The organism is Denitrificimonas halotolerans (assembly GCF_034259425.1).
In the GTDB taxonomy this organism is placed as follows: domain Bacteria; phylum Pseudomonadota; class Gammaproteobacteria; order Pseudomonadales; family Pseudomonadaceae; genus Denitrificimonas; species Denitrificimonas halotolerans.
In genome coordinates this window covers 49,674-72,897 of sequence record NZ_JAXIVU010000008.1, presented here as the reverse complement: position 1 = coordinate 72,897, position 23,224 = coordinate 49,674, and the positions used below count along the sequence as shown (strand labels likewise).

21 protein-coding genes and 1 pseudogene are annotated in these 23,224 nt (G+C 42.0%); all 22 read left to right on the top strand.

Annotation, left to right across the window (positions count from 1 at the left end; translation table 11 throughout):
- Positions 1-70: 70 nt before the first annotated feature.
- The 22 genes and pseudogenes from tviB (at position 71) to TOI97_RS07445 (ending at position 23,152) form a co-directional block, all read left to right on the top strand.
- A complete protein-coding gene (gene tviB, locus TOI97_RS07550) occupies positions 71-1,354 on the top strand; it encodes a Vi polysaccharide biosynthesis UDP-N-acetylglucosamine C-6 dehydrogenase TviB (protein WP_407651334.1) in 1,284 nt (427 codons plus the stop codon).
- A gap of 80 nt (positions 1,355-1,434) precedes the next feature.
- Positions 1,435-2,484 carry an NAD-dependent epimerase/dehydratase family protein gene (locus tag TOI97_RS07545; RefSeq protein WP_407651333.1) on the top strand — a complete coding sequence of 350 codons (1,050 nt, stop codon included), beginning with the start codon at positions 1,435-1,437 and terminating at the stop codon, positions 2,482-2,484.
- Positions 2,485-2,655: 171 nt separating this feature from the next.
- Entirely contained in the window at positions 2,656-3,951 is a 1,296-nt protein-coding gene (locus TOI97_RS07540; RefSeq protein ID WP_321553512.1) for a lipopolysaccharide biosynthesis protein, read from the top strand.
- 282 nt (positions 3,952-4,233) lie between these two features.
- Positions 4,234-5,334, top strand: coding sequence for a dTDP-glucose 4,6-dehydratase (gene rfbB / locus TOI97_RS07535; protein WP_321553511.1), 1,101 nt, complete (start codon positions 4,234-4,236; stop codon positions 5,332-5,334).
- 7 nt (positions 5,335-5,341) lie between these two features.
- The gene (rfbD, locus tag TOI97_RS07530) at positions 5,342-6,244 is read left to right on the top strand and encodes a dTDP-4-dehydrorhamnose reductase (RefSeq protein ID WP_321553510.1); all 903 of its coding nucleotides are present in this window, start codon (positions 5,342-5,344) and stop codon (positions 6,242-6,244) included.
- Positions 6,244-7,131, top strand: a complete 888-nt coding sequence (rfbA, locus tag TOI97_RS07525; protein WP_321553509.1) for a glucose-1-phosphate thymidylyltransferase RfbA — start codon at positions 6,244-6,246, stop codon at positions 7,129-7,131. The genes rfbD and rfbA overlap by 1 nt, the downstream gene beginning before the upstream one ends.
- A complete protein-coding gene (gene rfbC, locus TOI97_RS07520; RefSeq protein ID WP_321553508.1) occupies positions 7,128-7,688 on the top strand; it encodes a dTDP-4-dehydrorhamnose 3,5-epimerase in 561 nt (186 codons plus the stop codon). The genes rfbA and rfbC overlap by 4 nt, the downstream gene beginning before the upstream one ends.
- Before the next feature lie 70 nt (positions 7,689-7,758).
- Positions 7,759-8,272, top strand: a pseudogene (locus TOI97_RS07515) (GDP-mannose 4,6-dehydratase); the annotation flags it as partial.
- Positions 8,273-8,391: 119 nt separating this feature from the next.
- Positions 8,392-9,468 carry a glycosyltransferase gene (locus tag TOI97_RS07510; protein WP_321553507.1) on the top strand — a complete coding sequence of 359 codons (1,077 nt, stop codon included), beginning with the start codon at positions 8,392-8,394 and terminating at the stop codon, positions 9,466-9,468.
- The gene (gene asnB, locus TOI97_RS07505) at positions 9,468-11,342 is read left to right on the top strand and encodes an asparagine synthase (glutamine-hydrolyzing) (protein ID WP_321553506.1); all 1,875 of its coding nucleotides are present in this window, start codon (positions 9,468-9,470) and stop codon (positions 11,340-11,342) included. The genes TOI97_RS07510 and asnB (TOI97_RS07505) overlap by 1 nt, the downstream gene beginning before the upstream one ends.
- Before the next feature lie 19 nt (positions 11,343-11,361).
- Positions 11,362-12,666: a glycosyltransferase gene (locus TOI97_RS07500; RefSeq protein ID WP_321553505.1), complete on the top strand. Its 1,305-nt coding sequence runs from the start codon at positions 11,362-11,364 to the stop codon at positions 12,664-12,666.
- Positions 12,663-13,745 (top strand): glycosyltransferase family 4 protein, encoded by a 1,083-nt coding sequence (locus TOI97_RS07495; RefSeq protein WP_321553504.1) that lies wholly within the window; start codon positions 12,663-12,665, stop codon positions 13,743-13,745. The genes TOI97_RS07500 and TOI97_RS07495 overlap by 4 nt, the downstream gene beginning before the upstream one ends.
- 2 nt (positions 13,746-13,747) lie before the next feature.
- The gene (asnB, locus tag TOI97_RS07490; RefSeq protein WP_321553503.1) at positions 13,748-15,706 is read left to right on the top strand and encodes an asparagine synthase (glutamine-hydrolyzing); all 1,959 of its coding nucleotides are present in this window, start codon (positions 13,748-13,750) and stop codon (positions 15,704-15,706) included.
- Between the two features lie 25 nt (positions 15,707-15,731).
- On the top strand, positions 15,732-16,919 hold the full coding sequence (locus TOI97_RS07485) for a hypothetical protein (RefSeq protein ID WP_321553502.1): 1,188 nt from the start codon (positions 15,732-15,734) through the stop codon (positions 16,917-16,919).
- 2 nt (positions 16,920-16,921) lie between these two features.
- A complete protein-coding gene (locus TOI97_RS07480) occupies positions 16,922-18,049 on the top strand; it encodes a glycosyltransferase family 4 protein (protein WP_321553501.1) in 1,128 nt (375 codons plus the stop codon).
- A 104-nt stretch (positions 18,050-18,153) separates the two neighbouring features.
- A complete protein-coding gene (locus TOI97_RS07475; protein WP_321553500.1) occupies positions 18,154-19,203 on the top strand; it encodes an AAA family ATPase in 1,050 nt (349 codons plus the stop codon).
- Entirely contained in the window at positions 19,204-19,713 is a 510-nt protein-coding gene (locus TOI97_RS07470; RefSeq protein WP_321553499.1) for a cysteine--tRNA ligase, read from the top strand.
- Between the two features lie 144 nt (positions 19,714-19,857).
- Positions 19,858-20,286 (top strand): hypothetical protein, encoded by a 429-nt coding sequence (locus TOI97_RS07465; protein ID WP_321553498.1) that lies wholly within the window; start codon positions 19,858-19,860, stop codon positions 20,284-20,286.
- On the top strand, positions 20,276-20,722 hold the full coding sequence (locus tag TOI97_RS07460) for a helix-turn-helix domain-containing protein (protein WP_321553497.1): 447 nt from the start codon (positions 20,276-20,278) through the stop codon (positions 20,720-20,722). The genes TOI97_RS07465 and TOI97_RS07460 overlap by 11 nt, the downstream gene beginning before the upstream one ends.
- A complete protein-coding gene (locus tag TOI97_RS07455) occupies positions 20,719-21,174 on the top strand; it encodes a protein-export chaperone SecB (RefSeq protein WP_321553496.1) in 456 nt (151 codons plus the stop codon). The genes TOI97_RS07460 and TOI97_RS07455 overlap by 4 nt, the downstream gene beginning before the upstream one ends.
- Before the next feature lie 443 nt (positions 21,175-21,617).
- A complete protein-coding gene (locus TOI97_RS07450; protein WP_321553495.1) occupies positions 21,618-22,352 on the top strand; it encodes a HipA family kinase in 735 nt (244 codons plus the stop codon).
- Positions 22,349-23,152: a DUF3037 domain-containing protein gene (locus TOI97_RS07445; protein ID WP_321553494.1), complete on the top strand. Its 804-nt coding sequence runs from the start codon at positions 22,349-22,351 to the stop codon at positions 23,150-23,152. The genes TOI97_RS07450 and TOI97_RS07445 overlap by 4 nt, the downstream gene beginning before the upstream one ends.
- Positions 23,153-23,224 lie beyond the last annotated feature (72 nt).

Genomic DNA, 23,224 nt, shown 5'->3' with positions numbered 1-23,224 from the left:
TGTCTGTGTAAGTATTTAGCACTGACAGCAATCATGTAATACATATGGATATATAGGACTAAAAAACGCTATGGCTCTGTTAAATCTGAAAAATATCAAACTCGCCGTTATCGGCTTAGGTTACGTTGGCCTACCTCTAGCCGTTGAATTTGGCAAAAAACGCAGTGTTGTAGGCTTTGATATTAACCAACCGCGCATTGACGCGCTCAAAGCCGGGCATGACGCTACTTTAGAAGTTAGCGATGCAGAACTCGCCGAAGCAAATGGCCTAAGCTACACCGCCAGCTTAGATGACCTCCAAGATTGCAACGTCTATATCGTCACCGTGCCCACGCCAATCAACGAGCACAAACAGCCCGACTTAACGCCACTGATCAAAGCCTCCGAAACCATCGGTAAAGCGCTGAAAAAAGGCGATATCGTTATTTATGAATCCACCGTTTACCCAGGTGCCACCGAAGACGACTGTGTACCCGTATTAGAACGTGTATCAGGCTTAACCTTTAACCAAGAATTCTACGCCGGTTACAGCCCAGAGCGGATTAACCCAGGCGATAAAGAACACCGTGTCACCAATATCAAAAAAGTCACGGCAGGCTCAACGCCAGAAGTCGCTGACTTGGTGGATGCGCTGTACAACGAAATCATTACCGTCGGCACGCACAAAGCCAGCAGCATTAAAGTTGCAGAAGCGGCGAAAGTGATTGAAAACACCCAGCGTGATGTGAATATCGCGTTAATCAATGAGCTGGCAATTATTTTTAATAAGCTGGGCATTGATACCGAAGCTGTTTTAGAAGCTGCCGGCACCAAGTGGAATTTCTTACCCTTCCGCCCTGGTTTGGTGGGCGGCCACTGCATTGGTGTGGACCCCTACTACTTAACCCACAAAGCACAAAGCATTGGCTACCAACCGGAGATCATCCTCTCTGGCCGTCGCCTCAACGATGGCATGGGCGCCTATGTGGTCAGCCAACTGGTTAAAGCCATGCTCAAAAAACGCATTCATGTGCAAGGGGCACGGGTGCTGATCATGGGCTTAACCTTTAAAGAAAACTGCCCCGACCTGCGCAACACCCGGGTGGTGGATATAGTTAAAGAGCTGCAAGAATACGGCATTGCGGTGGATGTGTTCGACCCCTGGGTGGACCCAACCGAAGCCGAGCGGGAATACAACATCAGCCCCATCAGCGCACCGCAACAAGACACTTACGATGCCGTAGTACTGGCCGTAGGCCACCAAGCGTTTAAGGACATGGGTGCTGGCCAAATCCGTGCCTTAGGTCAAACAGAGCACATCCTTTACGATTTAAAATACCTCCTCACTGCGGAAGAGTCTGACTTGCGCCTGTAATACTTGTGCCGCCTGAGGGCGGCCGGTAAAGCGCCCATTTATTTGACAACCTCATGTCAGTCGCCCTTTAGGGGCGACACATGCAACCTTGGACACAACAGATGACAACCCCTTACCAGCAACGGCTTACACAGCTCCTACAGCAACCCAAAACTTGGCTCATCACCGGCGTTGCAGGCTTTATTGGCTCCAACCTGTTAGAAACCCTGCTTAAACTCAACCAAAAGGTCATCGGCCTGGATAACTTTGCCACTGGCCATCAATACAACTTGGACGAAGTACAAACGCTGGTCAGCGCCGAACAGTGGGCCAACTTCAGCTTTATGGAAGGCGATATTCGTAACCTCGATGACTGCCACAAAGCCTGCGCCGGTGTGGACTACGTATTGCACCAAGCCGCATTAGGCTCAGTGCCACGCTCCATTGCTGACCCTATCACTACCAACAGCGCCAACATCACCGGCTTTTTAAATATGCTGGTGGCTGCACGTGACGCGAAGGTACAGAGCTTCACCTACGCCGCCAGCAGCTCCACTTACGGTGATCACCCAGCGCTGCCTAAAGTTGAAGACAATATCGGCAAACCACTATCGCCTTATGCAGTAACTAAATACGTCAATGAGCTCTACGCTGATGTGTTTGCTAAAACCTACGGCTTTAACTGCATTGGCCTGCGTTACTTTAATGTGTTTGGCAAACGCCAAGATCCGAACGGCGCTTATGCAGCAGTGATTCCAAAATGGACTGCAGCAATGATTCAAGGCGAGCCCGTGTTTATCAATGGCGATGGCGAAACCAGCCGCGACTTCTGCTACATAGAAAACACCGTACAAGCCAACCTATTGGCCGCCACCACTAAAAACCCAGATGCTAAAAACCAAGTGTACAACGTAGCCGTAGGCGACCGCACAACATTAAACCAACTGTTTGAAGCCATTCAAAGCGCATTAAAAGACAACGGCATCAACTACACACAAACGCCCACCTACCGTGAATTTAGAGAAGGCGACGTACGCCACTCACAAGCAGACGTAAGCAAAGCAAAAACGCTGTTAGGTTACGAGCCTAGCCATAGAATTAGCGAAGGGATTGCAGAAGCGATGCCTTGGTATGTGAAGTTTTTGGGTTAATTATTGATTGAATTGCATAGGTTGTTCTTCACGAATTTCAATACTGACTGATTAATAGTCTTTAAAGATACGCTGAAATGCTGTGTGGGGTGAGACTAGTCAGCTGGTTTAACACCCTAATCGAATTAAAAAAGTGTGAATTAAACGGCACTGCACCATATAGAGAAAAAATTGATTAAACAGTTAACTAAAAGTAAGTTTGTGCGGAATGTGGTGCTTGTGGCAACTGGGACGGCTGGCGCACAAGCTATCAACCTAGCCTTCTCACCCATCATTACACGGATGTATGGACCAGAAGCATTTGGCTTGTTGGGCACTTTTATGGCTGTGCTGGGTTTTGTCACACCTTTAGCTGCGTTGGCGTATCCAATTGCCATTGTGCTGCCGAAGTCCGATGATGATGCCAAAGGCATTGCAAAGCTGAGCTTTTGCATCGCTTTAGTGATGGCTCTTGTTTTAACTGTGGTCTTGCTTTTAGGTGGTGAGCAAATAGCCGCTCTACTGGGCATGCAAGCCATTACCAGCTTTATGCTACTTATTCCTTTAGCGATGCTTTTTAGCGCATTGCAGCAAATCATGCAGCAATGGCTAATACGTAAAAAACAGTTCAAAGTTACAGCTCGAATTGCCGTTTCGCAGTCGTTAATTCTCAATAGCTCAAAGGTGGGTTTGGGTTGGTTTTGGCCTATTGGTTCTGTGTTGATTATTTTAGCTACGTTGGGTAGTGCCTTATATACAGTACAGTTGTGGTTTGGGGCTAAGAGATGGGCAGATAAAGATGGGCGAATAGATAAACTAGCAGAAAAGAATATTGATTTAAAAGTTTTGGCGTATGAGCATCGTGATTTTCCTTTGTATCGAACCCCACAAATTTGGATTAACGCAATATCGCAGAGTTTGCCTGTATTAATTTTAGCTAGCTTTTTTGGGCCGGTTGTAGCGGGTTTTTTCTCTTTAGGTATGTCTGCTTTGTCAGCACCAGCATTGCTAATAGGTAGCTCAGTGGGCAATGTCTTTTATCCACGCATTGCGGAAGCGGTAAATAGGGGTGAAGATCATATCCAGCTTTTAAATAAAGCTACAGTTGTTACTTTTATGGTTGGCTTACTGCCTTTTACCTTCATTATGCTTTTTGGTCCCTATGTATTTGGGCTAGTTTTTGGAGCTGAGTGGTATATAGCAGGCCAGTATGCGCAATGGATGGCATTATGGGTTTTGATCTCATTAGCTGCACGGCCTCTAATCGCAACTATTCCAGTTATAAAAATGCAGGGGATTTTTTTGATATATGAACTCGTTTTTCTAGGGTTGAAAACTTTAGTGTTATGGGTCGCAAGTTATCTGTATGAAAGTGCACTACTGGCGGTTGCTCTTTACTCATTAGTGACAGCAATCTCATATTTAGTTCTTTATGTAATAGTTACAGTTGTTAGTGCGCGAGCTTTTAAAAAATCTCCTTCTTTTTAAAATGTAACAGCAGCAGGTAATTATAAGCGATGAAGTCATTCCTCAAGCCAAGCAAATAGATGTCCCGCGCTGATGATCGTTTACTGTATTTTGGTTTTATCGTCATATTGCTAGGAAATAAGGTTGATTAAAAGTAGTTGGATGGATTTTTCAAAAGCAGAAAATCTATAGGGTTAACTCGATTTTATAGGTTGGGTTCGAATTAAGAAGTAACTTAATGCAGGCTTTATGTTTTTGGGATTTGAATAGACTTATTTAATTAGCTTTAAGGTTGGTAAGTAAATGAAAATATTAGTAACAGGTGGCGCCGGCTTTATAGGTTCAGCCGTAGTGCGCCACCTCATTAACAACACCGAACACAAAGTAGTAAACCTAGATAAGCTCACCTACGCAGGTAACCTCGAATCTTTGGCCGAAGTGAGTAATAACAAACGCTACGTTTTTGAGCATGTGGATATCTGTCATCGTGCTGAGCTAGAGCGCGTTTTCAAACAACACCAGCCCGATGCAGTGATGCATTTGGCTGCAGAAAGCCATGTGGACCGCTCTATAGATGGCCCAGCAGAATTTATCCAAACCAATATCGTAGGTACGTATAACTTGCTAGAAGCTGCCAGAGCCTACTGGAATGAGCTAGAAGAACAGCGTAAGCAAACGTTTCGTTTTCACCACATCAGCACAGATGAAGTATACGGCGATTTACCGCACCCCAGTGATGCTGATGATGCAGTTAACCACTTGTTCCTAGAAACCACTCCCTACGCGCCGAGCAGCCCTTATTCAGCCAGCAAGGCTAGTTCCGACCATTTAGTACGCGCTTGGCTTCGCACCTACGGTTTTCCAACGCTAATCACTAACTGCTCGAACAACTACGGCCCTTACCACTTTCCAGAAAAACTAATACCGCTGGTAATACTTAACGCCCTAGAAGGCAAGCCATTACCTATTTACGGCAAAGGCGACCAAATCCGAGATTGGCTCTATGTAGAAGACCACGCACGCGCTTTATGTAAAGTGCTGATGGAAGGAGAGGTAGGCGAAACCTACAACATCGGCGGCCATAACGAGCTACAAAATATAGAAGTGGTTGAAACCATCTGCGAAATCCTTGATGAGCTCGTGCCTGTAGGAGGAGGCCATGCCTCCGTCAACACGCCTACAAACTCATACAAAGACTTAATTACTTATGTCACCGACCGCCCAGGCCATGACCGCCGCTACGCCATTGATGCTAGTAAGATTGCTAAAGAACTTGGTTGGAAACCAGAGGAAACCTTTGAATCGGGCATTCGTAAAACCGTGCAGTGGTACCTCGACAACCAAAAATGGTGCCAACGGGTGCAAGACGGCAGCTACCAGCGTGAGCGTTTAGGAACTGTGTAATAAACAAATGAAGATTTTATTATTTGGCAAAAGCGGGCAGGTAGGTTGGGAATTACAACGTGCACTTGCACCATTGGGTGAGGTAATAGCACTCAGCTCTGATTCTGAAAACTATTGCGGTGACTTTTTAAAACCTGATGGAATAGCTAAGACTATTCAACAAATACAGCCCGATGTCATAGTCAATGCTGCTGCATATACTGCGGTTGATAAGGCTGAAAGTGAACAAAAACAAGCTCAGCAAATAAATGCCGATACAGTATTAATATTAGCCCAAGAAGCTAAAAAAATAGGTGCTTGGTTAGTACATTATTCTACCGACTATGTTTTTGATGGGCAGAGAAGTAAACCGTGGGAAGAAGAAGATAAAACGAGCCCCTTAAATATATATGGAGCGAGTAAACTTGCAGGCGAGAAATTTATTAAAGAAAACTGCCCGCAACATCTTATTTTTAGAACTAGTTGGGTTTATGCTGCTCGCGGTAATAATTTTGCAAAAACTATGTTGCGCTTGGCTAAAGAGCGCCCTGAACTTGGTGTAATTAACGACCAAATTGGTGCGCCAACCAGTGCAGAGCTTATAGCGGATTGCACAGCTCATGCGATTCGCACTGTAGTAAGCGCTCAGTCCGATAGAACTATAGCTGGTATTTATCATTTGGCCGCCAGTGGAGAAACAAGCTGGCATGATTATGCAGCCTATGTGTTTGCCTTTGCTGCAAAGCAAGGGGTGGAGTTAAAGCTCAAAACACTAAAGGCTATTACTACGGCTGGTTATGTCACTCCAGCCCAGCGCCCACTTAATTCACGGTTAAACACGCAGAAAATTACTAGAGTGTTTGACCTAACATTACCGTCTTGGCAGCAGGGTGTAACCCGCATGCTTACTGAAATAATGGAACAAAACTAATGACTACACGTAAAGGTATTATTCTGGCCGGTGGCTCAGGTACGCGCCTGTATCCAGTCACTATGACAGTGAGCAAGCAACTACTGCCTGTATATGACAAACCAATGATTTATTATCCGCTCAGCACTTTAATGCTGGCGGGGATTAAAGACATCTTAATTATCAGTACACCACAAGATACACCGCGCTTTGAGCAATTACTTGGTGATGGTGGTCAGTGGGGCTTAAGCATCGAATATGCAGTGCAACCTAGCCCAGACGGTTTAGCACAGGCATTTATTATTGGTGAAGACTTTATTGGTAATGACAACTGCGCACTAGTGCTTGGCGATAATATTTTCTTCGGCCACGACTTGCAAAAAGAGTTAGAAGTGGCTCGTACGCAAAACGAAGGTGCCACTGTATTTGCCTACCATGTACATGACCCAGAACGTTATGGTGTTGTGGAGTTTGATGAGCAAGGTACTGCTCTGAGCTTAGAAGAAAAACCTACCAAGCCTAAAAGTAATTATGCAGTGACTGGCCTTTATTTTTATGACAATGATGTTATTGAAATCGCCAAAAGCATCAAGCCTTCGCATCGTGGTGAGTTAGAAATCACAGATGTGAATAAGATCTACTTAGAGCGTAAGCAGCTTTCTGTCGTCACTATGGGGCGCGGTTTTGCATGGTTAGATACGGGGACTCATGAGAGTTTGATGGAAGCTAGTTCTTTTATCCAAACTATTGAAAAGCGCCAAGGCTTAAAAGTTGCTTGTCCAGAGGAAATTGCCTATCGAAAAGGTTTTATTGATGCCGAACAGGTACGAACATTAGCTGAACCATTAGCTAAAAATGCTTATGGGAAATACTTGTTAAATCTAATTAAACTAGGGTACAGGGCATGAAACTTATACAAACAAAAATACCGGATGTAGTACTTATTGAGCCAACTGTATTTGAGGATGAACGTGGCTGGTTTATGGAGAGCTTCAACGAGCAGCGTTTTTATCAAGAATTGACTAGATTAGGTTTGCCTATTCCTAGACCATTCGTACAAGATAACCATTCTTGTTCAAAAAAAGGCGTACTACGAGGCTTGCACTATCAATTACCGCCTCATGCTCAAGGTAAGTTAGTGCGTGTTACCCAAGGAGCAGCCTTTGATGTGGCTGTTGATATCCGTACAGACTCAGCGACTTTTGGCCAATGGGTAAGTGCAGAGCTAAATAGTAAGAATAAGCACATGCTTTGGATACCGGAAGGCTTTGCCCATGGTTTTGTAGCGTTAGAAGATAACACTCAGTTTCAGTACAAGACGACGGATTTTTACGATAAGGAATGCGAAAGAGCGATTAAGTGGAATGATGTTGAACTGGCAATCAATTGGCCGGTGATTGAAGAATTACTGGTCAGCGAAAAAGACTCTGCAGCAGAATCATTTTCTACTATAGATGTGTTCTAAATATAAAGTGATCATGCGTAGTAAACGCTATTGGTAGTTATATAGGGCTCCATATAAATAAAATTAAATTCACCACATTAGTACAAACGAAGTGTATGGGGACCTACCGTATCCTAACGAGACAGTAAGCGCAGCTAGGCATTTATTTATGGAAACCACTGTGAATGCACCCGGTAGCCCCTATTCGGCCAGTAAGGCAAGCTCGGATCATTTGGTTAGAGCATGGTTACGCACCTATGGTACTTGCTCAAATAACTATGGCTCCTTTCATTTTCCACAACAACTCATCCCGTTAGTTATTTTGAATACCCTGGAAGGTAAATCATTGCCTATTTACGGAAAATGGGAACAAATGCGCAATTGGCTATATGTGGAAGACCACGCACGAATTTTATGCAAAGTGCTGATGGAAGGAGAAGTGGTTAAGACGTACAACATTGGCGGCCATGAACGAACGGAAAAATGTTGATGTGGTGAATGCCATTTGTGAAGTTTTTGATGAATTAGTGCCTAACGAAGAGCTAGGTACTTACAAGTCACTTATCACCTATGTTACCGACCGCCCTGGCCATTGGTGGAATTACCCCGAATCAGAAATTAAGCAATTAATATTTAATAAGTTTTATCCATTAAATATTTTAAATGATAAAGAATTTGTTAGCTATAATTTATTTAATAATTATAATATGGAAAGGTATTTGCTGTGCGAAAGATAACAATTTTGCTTCCTAACCTTAAAGAAGGTGGAGCTGAGAAAATGCGACTAGTCTTAGCTAAAGAGCTAGCTAAGACTAATCAAGTAGAGTTTTTGTTGCTATCTAAAAAAGGAGGGTTGCTGAATCTTGTACCTGAAGAAATTCCAGTTAAAACTCTAAATGTAATTAAGTTCAGGAATGTTTTTTCACTCTTAATAAGCTATATAAGAAAAGAAGAACCAGATATTTTACTTGCTGCAATGTGGCCTTTGACTGTAATTGCATCATTAGCAACTTTTTTAAGTTTTAAAAAAACTATTTGTATTGTAAGTGAACATGGAATATTGTCAGAGCAGTATAGTAATAAGGGGATCTTTAAGTTTTTTGTTTTTCGGGCAAGTATGGCAATAGCTTACCGAATTGCGCATAAAACGGTAGGTGTATCAAAAGGTGTAGTTGAAGATATTGCATATTTATCATGTATTTCCTCCAAGGATATTGAATTGATATATAATCCTGCGCAATCCTGTAATGAGTTTGATTTTAATTGTAAAGATTTGGGGTTTGCTAAAGATATTCCAGTAATTATAACAGTTGGGCGTTATACAGAAGTTAAAAATCATTTTTTATTGATAGAAGCATTTTCATTGTTGCGGAATAAAATCAAATCTAAACTTTATATAGTTGGTGATGGTGAGTTGAGGGATGAATACTCTGAGCTTATTAAATCGCTAAATCTTGAACAGGATGTAGTATTAACAGGATTTGTTTCTGATCCAACTCCTTATTATGTATGTGCTGATTTATTCGTACTTTCTTCTGACTCCGAAGGGTTTGGAAATGTAATAGTGGAAGCGATGAGTGTGGGTACACCAATAGTGTCTACTGACTGTAAATCTGGGCCAAGAGAAATTTTAGAGGATGGAAAATACGGGACTTTAGTACCTGTTGATGATCCTGAAGCTTTAACGCAAGCCATGTTGGAAGCTTTGCAACAAAAGCATGATAAAGAAGCTTTAAAGCGTCGTGCAGCTGATTTTTCAGTTGATAAAATTGCAAAGCAATACATAGGGAGTTTTCAATAGTGAGTGGATTACTAGGTTTAGTTGATCATACAAAAAGTATAAGTACCGATATTTTTAGAGAAATGCTAGCTAGTATGAAGCATAGGGGACCTGACGGTGAAGGTGTTGAGTCTTTTTCTCATGATGCTTGCTCTATTTTATTAGGCCATAAAAGACTCTCTATTTTGGATCTAAGCTCTAAGGGTCATCAACCGATGGTTTATGAGGATCTGGCTATAATTCATGGTGGAAAGATATATAATTTTAAAGAAATACAACAAGAACTTATAGAAAATGGATATGAGTTTAAGTCTGATTCAGACACTGAAGTGATTTTGAAGGCTTATCACTGTTGGGGCGTTAAAAGTATTGATAAGTTTCGTGGAATGTTTGCTTTTGCAATTTATGATTTCCATAAGCAAGAAATCACAGTTTTTCGTGATCGTGTAGGTGTGAAACCGCTGTATTATTTCATAACAGACACTGAATTTATATTTTCAAGTGAATTGAAGCCTTTTTTAAAGTGTTCTGCCTTTGATAAAAGTATAGATTACGAGTCAGTATCGTCTTATCTATATTTTGGTTATATTCATGCACCAAGAACTATTTTTAAAGCAGCTAAAAAGCTGTTACCTGGACATTATTTAAAGTTTGATCTTGTTTCAAGAAATATTAAATTGGAGCGCTATTGGAATGTAAAAGATTATTATTCTGAAATAAAGATGAAGTCGGAAGATTATTTAAATGAGCTAGAGAATATAATTATTGAGTCTTTCAAACTAAGAAAAGTATCAAATGTTCCAATAGGTGCTTTTCTTAGTGGTGGTATAGATAGCTCTTTGGTCGCAGCAATTCTTCAAAAAAATAGTAATACTCCAATTAATACTTTTACTATTGGTTTTGAAGATGAAAAATATGATGAATCGGGTCACGCTAAAAAAATTGCGAATTATCTAGGAACAAATCATACAGAGCGTATTTGCAAAAAAGAAGATGCACTGGAAATTATTAAAATTTTACCAAAAACTTTTGATGAGCCATTTGGGGATAGCTCAGCCATACCAACAATTCTGGCATCTAAACTTGCAAAAGAAAAAGTATCTGTTGTTTTATCTGGTGATGGTGGTGATGAATTATTTTGTGGGTACTTGGGTTATACGCTAATGGAAAAAAGATTCCCATTTATTCATAAATTTCCATTTAAAAATCTTATTTTGAAAATAATAGATTTGATTCCAATACCTTTGGTTTTTTTGAATAGAATAAATGAAAAGTTCTATACTAAGTTTATGAGGTTTAAAAGTGTATTGGAGCATGATGATATAGCTACAGCATTTAAGGCTTCTAGTTTTGTTTTTTGTAAGGAAGAAATTAAAAAGTTAACATCACATAATTTTTCTATTGAAAAAGAGTCTTATGTGGAAACTTCTCAATTAGAGAAAATGATGATTTCTGATTTTAAAGGTTATTTGCCAGATGACCTGCTTGTCAAAGTTGATAGAGCTACAATGAGTGTTTCTCTAGAAGGTAGGGAGCCACTACTAGATCATAAAATTATTGAATTTGCTGCTGGAATGAAAATTTCCCAAAAAAAGAATAAGAAGGCATTAAAAAAGATTTTAAAGCGCTACATCCCTGAAGAGTTATTCTTAAGAAATAAACAAGGCTTTGGTATTCCTATTAATTCATGGCTTCGTGGTGATCTCAAGTATTTGTTGGATGACTATTTAAGTAAAGAGCGTCTAGTTAAATATGGTTTTTTTAACCCAGATTATGTTTCTGAATTATTGAAACTATTTTATGAGAAAAAAAATGATGATAGAAAAATATGGACAATTTTAATGTTTCAAATGTGGTATTCAGAAAATTTAGATATATTTCTCTCTAATGATTAATTTATATTATTAACGTACAGTGCTGAATGCTCAGCAAAAGTCTTTATTTTTAGATATTTTTAAATGTTTTCAAAAATGCAGGGAAATTATTAGCATGAGTAAGTCAGCCATTCTTTATATTACTCGAAATGGAATGCTTGAACCCCTTGGGCAAAGTCAAGTACTGTCTTATTTAAGAGGTTTGTCGTCTGATTACAAAATCACACTAATCAGTTTTGAAAAACCTGAAGACTTGGCAGATAAAACAGCAGTTGCGAGAGTCGATGCTGATTGTAAAACTCATGGTATTCATTGGTTACCACAGCGTTTTATGTATAAACCTAAAGTGATAGCACCAGCTTGGAGTATGCTGGTTTTTCTTTATTTATGCTTGCGTGAGGTATCACGTGGTAATGCTGATATTATTCATGCTCGTTCATATCTACCAACAATAGTTGCTTTAGTTGTTAATAAGCTAAAAGGCACCCCTTTTATTTTTGATATGCGTGCTTTATGGCCAGAGGAGTTAATAACAGCTGGACGAATTAAACGCGATTCAATAATGCATAAATTACTTGTTCGGGCAGAACGCAAATGCTTAGCCCGTGCAGCAACTGTGGTGTCGCTTACTCATGCTGCGGTTGTTCATCTTAAAAAAGAATACCCGCAAGAGCTTCAAAACCAGAAAATATCTGTCATTTCAACTTGCGCAGATCTTAATCGTTTTGTGCCTATATCTAAGCGGCCTAATCAACCTAAGGTATATAGCTGTTTAGGTACTGTGCTCAGTGGATGGTTTCGTTTGGACTGGTTAGCTGCTTGTTTTAAAGTGTTAGCGAAGCGTGAACCTGACGCCCAGTTTGAAGTGATTACGCGTGATAACCCTGAAATAGTTCGTAAAGCAATTGGCGGAGATCAAGATCTTCAGTCTAGGTTGAAAGTTTATCCCTTGCCATCGCATGAAGTACATAAAGCTGTGCAAACACAAACGGCTTCTGTCATGTTTTTTACTGATGGGCTAGGAAAAATAGGAAGTGCTCCTACTCGTATGGGAGAAATCCTCGGTTGTGGCTTACCTGTGATTGCCAACGCTGGTATTGGTGATGTGGCGCATATTATCGAAAGGTACCGTGTTGGTGTGTTGGCTAAAAGCAGTTCGGATGCCGATATGAACCAAGCTTTAGATGAGCTGGAGATCTTAATGCAAGACCCTGAATTGGCTAGACGTTGCCGCTATGCTGCGGAAGTAGTGTTCTCTCTAGAAAATGGAATAGAAGCTTATCGTGCTGTTTATCAGAAAATACTAGATGCTAAATCTACTAAACAGCGCCAGGTTGGAAAATGAAAGTATTATTGCTTACTAAATACCCACGTATGGGTGCTAGCTCACGTCTAAGAACTTTACAATATCTACCCTATCTTGAGCAGCAAGGTTTTGAGTTTACTGTTCAAAGCTTATTCGATGAGGCCTACCTTAAAGATCTATACAGTAAAGGTAGCCGTTCACGCTTAGCAATTTTGAGCTATTATTTTAAGCGTTTGCTCACTTTATGTACTGTGTTTCGTTATGATTTAGTTTGGATTGAATACGAGCTTTTCCCATATTTACCATCAGTTTTTGAACGTTTCTTAGCTTTAATTGGCAAGCGTTATGTAGTGGACTATGACGATGCGATTTTTCATAACTATGATTTATCCCCTAAACCAGTGATTCGCAGGTTTTTAGGTAAAAAAATAGATGTGGTGATGAGGCGTTCTGCCTGTGTGGTTGCAGGTAACACTTACTTAGCGGAGCGTGCACACAAGGCCGGTGCAGAAGTCGTCAAAGTAATACCGACGGTTGTTGATAGTTCACGCTATATACCTAAAGAAGATGTAGTATCTCAGCGCTTAGTTATTGGCTGGATAGGGTCTCCTTCCACACAAAAATATGTGGTAGGTATCTACGATGCTTTGCTGGAAGTCTGTCATAAATACAATGCACGCCTTATGTTAGTTGGAGCTTCGGCTGATATTGCGCTTGAGCTAGAAGGCTTGGACGTACAAGTTTTGCCTTGGAGTGAAGCTTCCGAATCAGAGCTTATCAGGAAAATGGATATTGGCATTATGCCGTTACCCGATGGTCCATGGGAAAAAGGTAAGTGTGGCTATAAATTGATTCAGTATATGGCTTGCGCAGTTCCTGTGATTGGCTCTTCTGTTGGAGTTAATGTGGATATTATTGAAGGCAGTAAATGTGGTCTGCTTGCAGATACTTCAGATGAGTGGATCATAGCTTTGGAAGTATTACTTTCTTCACATAAAGAACGCAAAAAGCTTGGTAATGCTGGAAGAGAAGCAGTAGAAACCAAGTATTCTCTGCAAGTCCAAGCACCTATTTTAGCTCATACATTTCATGAAATAATCAAGAGCGATATAACTTAACTATGTGTGGCTTAAATGGGTTCTTTAATGCGCATTCTATAATTCCTATGCAGTCTGTAATAGAACAGATGAATTTTTCAATTCAACATCGTGGTCCAGATGCAGGTGGATTTTGGCTGGACAGTTTGCTCGGCCTTGCTTTTGGGCATCGTCGGTTAGCGGTACAGGAGTTAAGTAGTGCTGGCAATCAGCCGATGATTTCCGAATGTGGCCGGTATGTACTTGTTTTAAATGGTGAGATTTACAATCATCAATCCTTACGTAAACAGCTTGCTGAGTCTGGCTTGGTAATAAACTGGCGCGGACATTCTGACACTGAAACTTTACTGGCTTGCTTTGTTGCATGGGGTATCGAAAAAACCTTGCAAGCAACAATAGGTATGTTTGCAATTGCTGTGTGGGATAAGCAAGAGCAAGTGTTAACGCTGGCTCGTGACCGCATGGGTGAGAAGCCACTGTACTGGGGTTGGTCTAACGATTTATTGATTTTTGCATCTGAACTTAAATCTATAAAAGCACATCCTGAGTTTGAGGCAGTCATTGATCGTGATGCTTTAACTTTATTATTACGCCACTGTTATATCCCTGCGCCTTATAGCATTTATAAGGGCATTCAAAAGCTGATGCCCGGCCATGTACTGCAAATCCCCTTGCAAGGCGACTTGAGCCAATCTAAGGCTGCTACTCCTAAGCCTTATTGGTCTTTAAATAATGTGGTTGAACAAGGGTTGGCTAATCCTTTTGTTGGTAGCCCAGAAGCAGCAGTTGATGCTTTAGAGGAGCAGCTTAAGAAGAGTGTTGCTGATCAAATGCTCGCTGATGTACCCCTAGGTGCATTTTTGAGTGGTGGGGTAGACAGCTCAACAATTGTTGCTTTGATGCAAGCACAATCTGATATGCCTGTGCGTACATTTACTTTGGGCTTTAATGAGCCTGGCTATAATGAAGCGGAGCATGCAAAGGCAGTTGCTAAGCATCTTGGTACAGCACATACAGAACTTTATGTACAACCAGATGATGCTTTATCTGTCATTCCTAATTTAGCCAACATGTATTGCGAACCGTTTGCAGATAGCTCGCAGATTCCCACTTTTCTAGTCAGTCAGTTAGCTAAACAACATGTTTCTGTTGCGCTGAGTGGTGATGCAGGTGATGAGCTGTTCGGCGGCTATAATCGTTACGTTGCAGCTCAAAAAGTTTGGGGACCTGTACAGAAGATGCCTAGTTTTGTAAGGCATTTAGCTGCAGGAGGATTACGTTCTTTATCACCAAACAGTTGGGATAAACTGTTTGAATTTGCCAAACCCGTTCTACCTAAAAAGCTTCAGTTATCTATACCTGGTGAAAAGGCTCGTAAACTTTCAGAAGTGTTAACACTGTCTAGCGGAGAAGCTTTTTATAGACAGCTCACAAGTCACTGGACAGACCCAGCTAGCGTTGTGATTAATGGCCAAGAACCCATTACACTTCTCACAGATCCTTCTGCTTGGCCAAAAACTGACTGTTTAGAGCATGCAATGATGGCAATGGATGCTCAGACTTACATGTCCGATGATATTTTGGTTAAGGTTGACCGGGCTGCAATGGCTAGCAGCTTAGAAACCCGCACACCTATGTTGGATCACCGTGTTGTCGAGTTGGCGTGGAAAATGCCTCTTGAATATAAAATCCGTAATGGACAAGGCAAGTGGGTATTAAGACAAGTTTTATATAAATATGTGCCAAAAGATTTAATTGAAAGACCTAAGGCCGGTTTCGGCATTCCGTTAGCAAGTTGGCTGCGCGGGCCTTTACGGGAATGGGCTGAAGCTTTGCTCGATGAAAAACGTTTAAGGCAAGAAGGGTATTTTCATCCGGCACCAATACGAACGATGTGGCTTGAACATTTAAGCGGCAAAAAGAACTGGCAGTATCATCTTTGGAATATCTTGATGTTTCAAGCGTGGTTAGAAAACCAGTAATTTATTTTTAATAAAAAGTGATTTTATGTTTGAAAACTCTTGGTCGATTATCAGTGCTTTTATAGTTTTTCTTGCTGGTGCTTTTTTAACAGCGAAAATATCAGGTGTGTTTAAGTCGTCAAATAAACGTGGGCTTTTAATTTATTTTTGGCATACTGCTTTTTGCTTAATTTATTTGGCTTATGTAACAAAGTTTGGTGGTGATTCTGTTGCTTACTATAGAAAAGCAGTCATTGGTCGTTTTGATTTTGAATTTGGCACTGCAGCTGTAGACGGCTTAACGAGTATATTAGTACACGGGCTAGGTTTTGGCATATTAAGTTGTTTTTTAGTTTTTAATATTTTCGGTTCGATCGGGCTCCTTGCTTTTGATAGAGCTTTGCAGCAGGCGACAAGAAATAAGTCTAATTTATTAAAAATGCTCGCAACTATAATTGTGTTTTTGCCTTCAGTGAGTTTTTGGTCATCAGCAATTGGTAAAGATGCAATTTCGTTTTTAGCCATGGGCTTAGCAATGTGGGCTGCTTTGCAGTTAAACAAGCGAGTGTGGCTGATGGTATTGGCTGTTTTTTTTATGCTTACAGTTCGCCCACACATGGCTGGCATGATGGTTATAGGTCTAGCCGTATCAGTAATGTTTGATAAGAAAACCAATCTGGCTAAACGTCTAGTGTTAGGTGTTGTCGCAATGGTTGGTGCAGCAGTGATGGTGCCTTTTGCTTTGCAGTATGCAGGTGTTTCAGATCCTACTAGTGCTGAGGGTATTATGGACTATGTAGAAAATCGGCAGTCTCACAATATGGAAGGCGGTGGTGGGGTAGATATTTCTAGCATGAGCCTACCGATGCAATTGTTTACTTATATGTTTCGACCTTTAATTTTTGAAGCTCGATCAATAACTGCTTTAGCTGCGGCACTTGATAACTTAATTTTACTCTATTTGTTTATTGCTGGTGGCTATTCGTTATTTAAGAAGAAAGTGCAGGTATTTGCTGAGAATCGTATGTTTATGTGGGTATATGCAAGTTTAGCGTGGGTAGTGTTAGCAATGACAAGTGCTAACTTAGGTATTGCCATGCGACAAAAATGGATGTTTACGCCTATGCTCATTTTCTTACTGATCTCGCTGATAGGTAAAGAACGTAAGCCAGCACCGGCTGTTACTACAACTGCATCTGCAAATCGCTTGCCTCGCGGCCCAAGGTTTAAATAAACATGAAGTTTTTACTGATTGCTGGCTTTGCAGATTCTTTAATCGTTTTTCGCAAACCCCTTATCCAAGCACTGCTGAGCAAAGGTTTAACTGTACATGTGGCTGCGCCTGAGTTAACGGCAAATGCCGAAGTGATGGCCGAGTTGAATAAGCTCGGTGTGCTTGCTCACGATGTTCCCATGCAGCGTGCGGGTATGAATCCTCTGGCTGATTTAAGAGCCATGTTGGCCCTATGGCGATTGATGCGTCAGATTAAACCGCAGTGTGTGCTGGGCTATACCATCAAGCCGGTTATTTATGGCACTTTGGCGGCTTGGTTAGCGCGGGTGCCACAGCGTTTTGCTTTAATTACAGGCTTAGGCTTTGCTTTTATCGGTGAGGATGATGGCCAGCGCAGTAAGGTGAGGGCTTTGGTGCAGGGGCTGTATCGTACGGCTTTAAAACGTAGCCACACAGTGTTTTTTCAGAACCCTGATGATGAGGCGTTATTTCGTCAGCTGAATATTCTGAGTTCGGCGGCTCAATCTTGTGTGGTCAATGGCTCCGGTGTGGATGTTGCACAATTTGAAGTGGCTCCGCTGTCTACAGAGAGCGCGCCGCGCTTTTTATTGATTGCTCGTTTGCTAGGCGATAAAGGTGTACGTGAATATGTACAAGCCGCGCAGCAAGTAAAGCAGCGTTATCCTGACACGCAATTTGATCTAGTCGGTTGGATTGATGCGAACCCCAATACCATCACTCAGCCAGAGCTTGATAGCTGGATTGCTGCGGGTACGATTAATTTCCTAGGCCGCTTAAGTGATGTTCGTCCAGCGATTGCTGAGTGTTCAGTTTATGTGTTGCCATCTTACCGAGAGGGCACACCGCGCACGGTGTTAGAAGCTATGGCAATGGGGCGCGCTGTGATTACCACGGATGCACCGGGCTGTCGTGAAACTGTGGTGGATGGTGATAATGGTTTTTTAGTGCCTATTAAAGATGCCGATGCATTAGCGCAAGCAATGCTGCGTTTTATTGAGCAGCCACAGCTTATGGCGCAAATGGGGCAGCGCTCACGCAGCATTGCAGAGGAAAAATATGATGTGCACAAGGTAAATGCTCAAATGTTGGCTGGTATGGGGTTGGAATAGTCAGCAGTGTGAGCATTTAGCTTATCTTTTGCTTAACCTTCTGTGCTTTGTGTGTTCTTCCGTGGCAAACTCTTTTGTACTCATTAAAATAGAGGCAGCTTATTGTGCTCAAGCAGCTCAACATTAAAAACCTAACGCTTTTCCCCAATGGGCATGTACTTGATTTTGCTGCTGGCTTGAATGTCTTTGTCGGTGAAAACGGCACAGGAAAAACCCATTTAATGAAAATGGCCTATTCGTTGATAGCTACCAGCGAAGAAGCCAGCCGCAAGCCTGCTCAAGGTGCACCCACTAAGACTTATCTGCAAAAAGCTTACGCTGAAAAACTGCTGGGGGTGTTTAAGCCCGATGCTTTAGGGCGTTTAGCCAGCCGTAAACAAGGCCGTGCACGTTGTGAGGTTGCACTAAGTTTTGATAATGCAGATTTTGATGTAGGCATTAACTTCGCTACAAATGCGCAAAGTGATGTTCAGCTTGATTGCTTACCCAAACAATGGATTGCGAAGCGGGCGCTGTTTATTCCAACTCGCGAGCTTATGACCATTTATCCAGGCTTTGTTGCTTTATATGACATGCATTATGTGCCTTTTGAGGAAACATGGCGCGATACCTGTGTGCACTTAGGTGTACCACAGCTTAAAGGTCGTCGTGCCGCCGCCATAAATGAATTGCTTGAACCCCTTGAGCAAGCCATGGGCGGAAAGGTGTTTCTTGATAAAAGTGGTCGTTTTTATTTAAGCGTACCAGGTGCTGGCAATATGGAAATGCAGCTTGTTTCTGAAGGCTTACGTAAACTGGCTATGCTGGCTCAGCTTATTTGTAATGGTGTATTGCAAGAAAATGGTTACGTTTTTTGGGATGAGCCTGAAGCTAACCTCAACCCCAAGCTGATCAAGCTGATTGCTGAGGTTATTTATTCATTGGCTTCAAACGGTATTCAAGTATTTATTGCGACACACTCACTGTTTTTATTGCGTGAGCTGGAAATTATAGCGGCACAGAAAAAATCTAAAAATTTCACTCAGCGTTATTTTGCATTAAAAACAGAAGATGACAGTGTCAGCATAGAGCAGGCTGATGAGTTGGAAGGACTGCAAACATTAGTCATGCTGGATGAAGCCCTGCAGCAGTCAGATCGTTACTTGGAGCTATAAGTGGACATTCAGGAAGGAACCTTAACATTTACGTTTGAAACAGATGATGGCTCATTAGCAAGTCAATACGACACCTGGGCTTTTTACCGCAAGCAGTTTATTGGTATCGCTAACGGCATCAAGGCGGTTGATTTTATTTATTTAGATAACACTCAAAAAACCGCTTGGCTCATCGAAGTGAAAGATTATCGTCATCCTGATACAGAGCGAATCAAGCCCAGTGATCTGGGAGAAACTGTAGCACTTAAGGTGCGTGACACTTTAGCAGGGCTTGTTGCTGCCAGTTGTAATGCAAACGATCCTCACGAAAAGGAGTTAGCTAAACAAGCATTAAAAGCCAAAAAGTTTAGGGTTGTTTTGCACATGGAACAAAATCAGCACAGACTAAAATTTATAGACCCAGCAGATGTATTGCAAAAACTTAAGCAAAGGCTCAAAGCTGTGGATGCACACCCATGTGTTGTGCATCAAGGCAGCTTGAAACCTGATATGCGTTGGACAATCAATTAAATTTTCCGTGTATTCATTTGTTACCGTAGCGCGTACATAGTTATTTGTTGTGTTTTCATGGGTTTACCGGAAGCATACAAAGCAGGTTGTTTTCCAGCACCCGCAGTGGTGCCCGCCCAAGCCAGTGTTTATGGGTGATCGTATATGGTGGCGCGGTGTGCTTCTGATGATCCTGATACGTGCTATTTTTTAGAGCAAATTGTTATTTTAGGGCGAAGCAATCAGGTAGATAGCAAAGCTGCGCTGTCTGCGTTAGATAAACTGTTGCAGGTGGCTCAAACGGGCCAGCCGCTAGAAAGCTTTTACGATAAGAAACAAAACCATCAGCTGCACGAGTTTGTCTATAAAGGCGTTAATCGCGTGATCTGGCGATTACGCAAAGGCGATGTGCGACTCGTTTTTTACTATGCCGAGGGTAAGGTGATTTTTCTTGCTGATGCTTTGGCTAAGCGTAAGGATAAGTTGAGTGCAGGTGAGAAGAAAAAGCTGGAAAATGAAATAAAAACCTATATTGATGCTGAGCAAGCAAATGAGCTTTGTGTGATTCAGCCGGAGGTTAGACATGCTAAGTAATCAATTGGCCGAATTATGGCAAGAATCCATGCAAGATGAGGGTTTTCGTTTTGAGTTAAAGGCACAAGAAGTTGCCGTTGGTTTGGCAAGTGCTGTTGCGGCAAGCGGGATGACTCAAAAAGCGTTGGCTGATAAGTTGGGTTGGACAACAAGCCGTGTAAGCAAGGTATTGCACGGAGCCACTAATCTAACGTTAAAAACGTTATTTGAAGTGTGCGAAGCTTTAAATATTGAGTTTGATATTGCTTTTGATCGTGAGGGAGTACGCCAAGAGGAAATTGCGGTCACTCAATTAAAGCATCAGGAACTTGAAGCAATGCTGCAGACGGCTGAGCAAATCAATAAAGCTCAGTGGCAGCAAAGCCAAAGCAGTCGTTCTATTGTGCGCCAGTATACCTATAGCTCACCGATTGACTTGCCAGGAATGCAAGCATGAAGCTTTCACCATTACAGTTAAAACACTACCATTACAGCCATTTGCAGCTGGAATCTGTTGATAGTGAACAGCTGATGGAAAAGGACGCATCATCGCCTTATTGGGTGCCGGCTGCGAGTAAAATTAAGATATCGATTACTGTAGGTGAACCTGAGACCCGCGAAAAACAATCTCAATATGTTTTTATTATAAGCTTGCAGCTTAATTTTCAAGACAAGGATTTTCCGTATAAATTTGTAATTGCTCTTGATGGGGTTTTTGTTTGCGATGATTTAGAAGAACCTTCAGAAAAATTTCAGCATGAGCTTGTGGTGAATGCAACGTCGCTGCTGTACTCCTCCGTGCGTGAGCAGCTTTTAACCTTATCATCGAGACAAAAATATGGCCCTTTAATGCTGCCGAGTCTCGATTTTAGAAGCCTAGAGAGGGCTGATGCTGGGGAAGAGGCTTAAAGAGTGTGCGTCATATATTTGATTGAGAAGTATGGTTAGCTGGCTTTAAATAGAACTGCTTAGGTGATCGATAACGAAACTACCGTCAAGCTCACTTGTTCTACGCTGACACATAGGGTGGTGCTGGAATTGCTTTTGTAGGTCGAGCCTTTAGGCCGACAAATATGTGTAGGTCGTCCATTTGTGGCGACAACTAGGCTGACACATAGGGCTTTTGAGTTTCGTATGCTTCCGTACAAGCGCGCTTCTAAAAATGAGATTATGTCGGGCTGAAGCCGCGACCTACAAGGATATGGCCATGTCGGGTTAAAACTACGACCTACGGTTGTTATATGAGCAGTGGTGTGCAAACGTAGACGTCTATTTTATCGTGCAACAAACGGAACTTTATTTCAGATTTTACTTAGGATACAAGCTGTTTGACAGACCAACATGGAAAGTACATGCCTATAGAAATCATTGAAGTCATTCGCCGCTCAACACAAGGTGTTACTGAGCCTTTTATTTGTCGTGGTGATAACGGAAAGATTTACTTTGTTAAAGGTAAAGGGGCGGGGCGACGCAGCTTAGTGGCCGAATGGATTGCAGGGCATTTGGCTATTGCGTTGGGTATCCCAATCGCACCTTTTAGCCTAGTTTCTGTACCTGAAGAGTTGTTTTTTGCAAGTTCACAGCTTGAATTATCTGATTTAGGAATTGGTTATGCTTTTGGCTCTGAAGAGTGCAGTGTGACGGAGCTGACTTACAGTCGAATTGAGCAAGTGCCAGTAGACGTACAGCAAAAGGTGTTGGCTTTTGATTGGTGGATCCACAATGAAGACCGCACACTGTCCGCTCACGGCGGTAATCCTAATCTGTTCTGGGATGAGGTGAATAAGCAGCTGGTGGTTATCGATCACAATCAAGCTTTTGACCGAGATTTTGATGCTAGCAATTTTTTCAGTACGCATATTTTTGCTGAGCAGTGGATAGCGATTACTCAATGTAATGAGTTGCAAGCGACTATGTGTCAGCAAATGCAGTCGGCACTTAGGGAATGGGATAAGATAGTACAAAGCATCCCAAACGCTTGGTGGTATTCGGATGATGAACAAACTGTATCAGCGCAAATAGATACCATGCACATATACAATCACTTAAATAGAGTGTCAGGAAACGATTTCTGGAGGACGCCATGAAACGCACAGCTTATCAGTACGCAATTTTGCGTTTTATGCCCTATGTGGAAACTGGCGAGTTTGCCAATGTTGGCCTCGTAATGACTGCGCCGCAAGAGGGTTTCTTTGCCTATCAGTTGCAAGAAAAACGTTATGCGCGCTTAACACACTTTTTTAAAGACTTGGATGGCCGTATCTACTTATCTGCAATACGTGCTATGAAAGAAGAGTTGGACCGTTTGCAGGAGCTGACGCAGCGTTATCAAAATGATAACCACTGCTTATTTGAAGAACTGATCCGTCCCCGTGAAACAATTTTCCGCTTTAGCAAACCGAGCTTAGTGCTGACCAGCACGCCACAAGAGCAGTTGCAGACGCTTTATAATTATTACGTTGAGCATGCTTTTGTCACTCGTGAATACCGTGAAACTGTTTTAGAAGGGCATGTCCGTGACTTGCTCACTGCTGCAAGCTTGGCTGATCGTTATAAGCCAGCACGGTTAGGCGATAAGCAATATCACGTCACGATACCTTTTGTTGAGCAAAAGCAAGAGCAACTGCTGAAAGCAATCAAACCACTCGATTTGGGGCATAAAGAAACAGTCAAAATTCTTGAAAAAGCTGGTCAGTGGCAATTTAGACTGCATGAACTCAAGTGTCGTGAGCAGCTACCCAAGGACATGCTTTTTGCCGTGGATGGCCCAGAAGAAGATGACACCCCCCAGTACGAAGCTTATATCAATGCTTTTGCTTTGCTGGAGAAAGTAGCTGAAGTACTGCCCATAACGCAAAAAAATGCAGTGCTGGAGTTTGCTAAATAAAGTTTTTTAGGTTTGTAGGTCGTCCATTTATGGGCAACAAATATGCTTGGCGATGCAAATGTATTGGGCTGG

What these genes read in the sequence shown, in the direction of transcription:
- tviB (WP_407651334.1), top strand. Translation starts at nt 71, where the DNA reads ATGGCTCTGTTAAATCTGAAAAATATCAAACTCGCCGTTATCGGCTTA.
- TOI97_RS07545 (WP_407651333.1), top strand. Translation starts at nt 1,435, where the DNA reads ATGCAACCTTGGACACAACAGATGACAACCCCTTACCAGCAACGGCTT.
- rfbB (WP_321553511.1), top strand. Translation starts at nt 4,234, where the DNA reads ATGAAAATATTAGTAACAGGTGGCGCCGGCTTTATAGGTTCAGCCGTA.
- rfbD (WP_321553510.1), top strand. Translation starts at nt 5,342, where the DNA reads ATGAAGATTTTATTATTTGGCAAAAGCGGGCAGGTAGGTTGGGAATTA.
- rfbA (WP_321553509.1), top strand. Translation starts at nt 6,244, where the DNA reads ATGACTACACGTAAAGGTATTATTCTGGCCGGTGGCTCAGGTACGCGC.
- rfbC (WP_321553508.1), top strand. Translation starts at nt 7,128, where the DNA reads ATGAAACTTATACAAACAAAAATACCGGATGTAGTACTTATTGAGCCA.
- TOI97_RS07495 (WP_321553504.1), top strand. Translation starts at nt 12,663, where the DNA reads ATGAAAGTATTATTGCTTACTAAATACCCACGTATGGGTGCTAGCTCA.
- asnB (WP_321553503.1), top strand. Translation starts at nt 13,748, where the DNA reads ATGTGTGGCTTAAATGGGTTCTTTAATGCGCATTCTATAATTCCTATG.
- TOI97_RS07485 (WP_321553502.1), top strand. Translation starts at nt 15,732, where the DNA reads ATGTTTGAAAACTCTTGGTCGATTATCAGTGCTTTTATAGTTTTTCTT.
- TOI97_RS07480 (WP_321553501.1), top strand. Translation starts at nt 16,922, where the DNA reads ATGAAGTTTTTACTGATTGCTGGCTTTGCAGATTCTTTAATCGTTTTT.
- TOI97_RS07465 (WP_321553498.1), top strand. Translation starts at nt 19,858, where the DNA reads ATGGTGGCGCGGTGTGCTTCTGATGATCCTGATACGTGCTATTTTTTA.
- TOI97_RS07460 (WP_321553497.1), top strand. Translation starts at nt 20,276, where the DNA reads ATGCTAAGTAATCAATTGGCCGAATTATGGCAAGAATCCATGCAAGAT.
- TOI97_RS07455 (WP_321553496.1), top strand. Translation starts at nt 20,719, where the DNA reads ATGAAGCTTTCACCATTACAGTTAAAACACTACCATTACAGCCATTTG.
- TOI97_RS07450 (WP_321553495.1), top strand. Translation starts at nt 21,618, where the DNA reads ATGCCTATAGAAATCATTGAAGTCATTCGCCGCTCAACACAAGGTGTT.
- TOI97_RS07445 (WP_321553494.1), top strand. Translation starts at nt 22,349, where the DNA reads ATGAAACGCACAGCTTATCAGTACGCAATTTTGCGTTTTATGCCCTAT.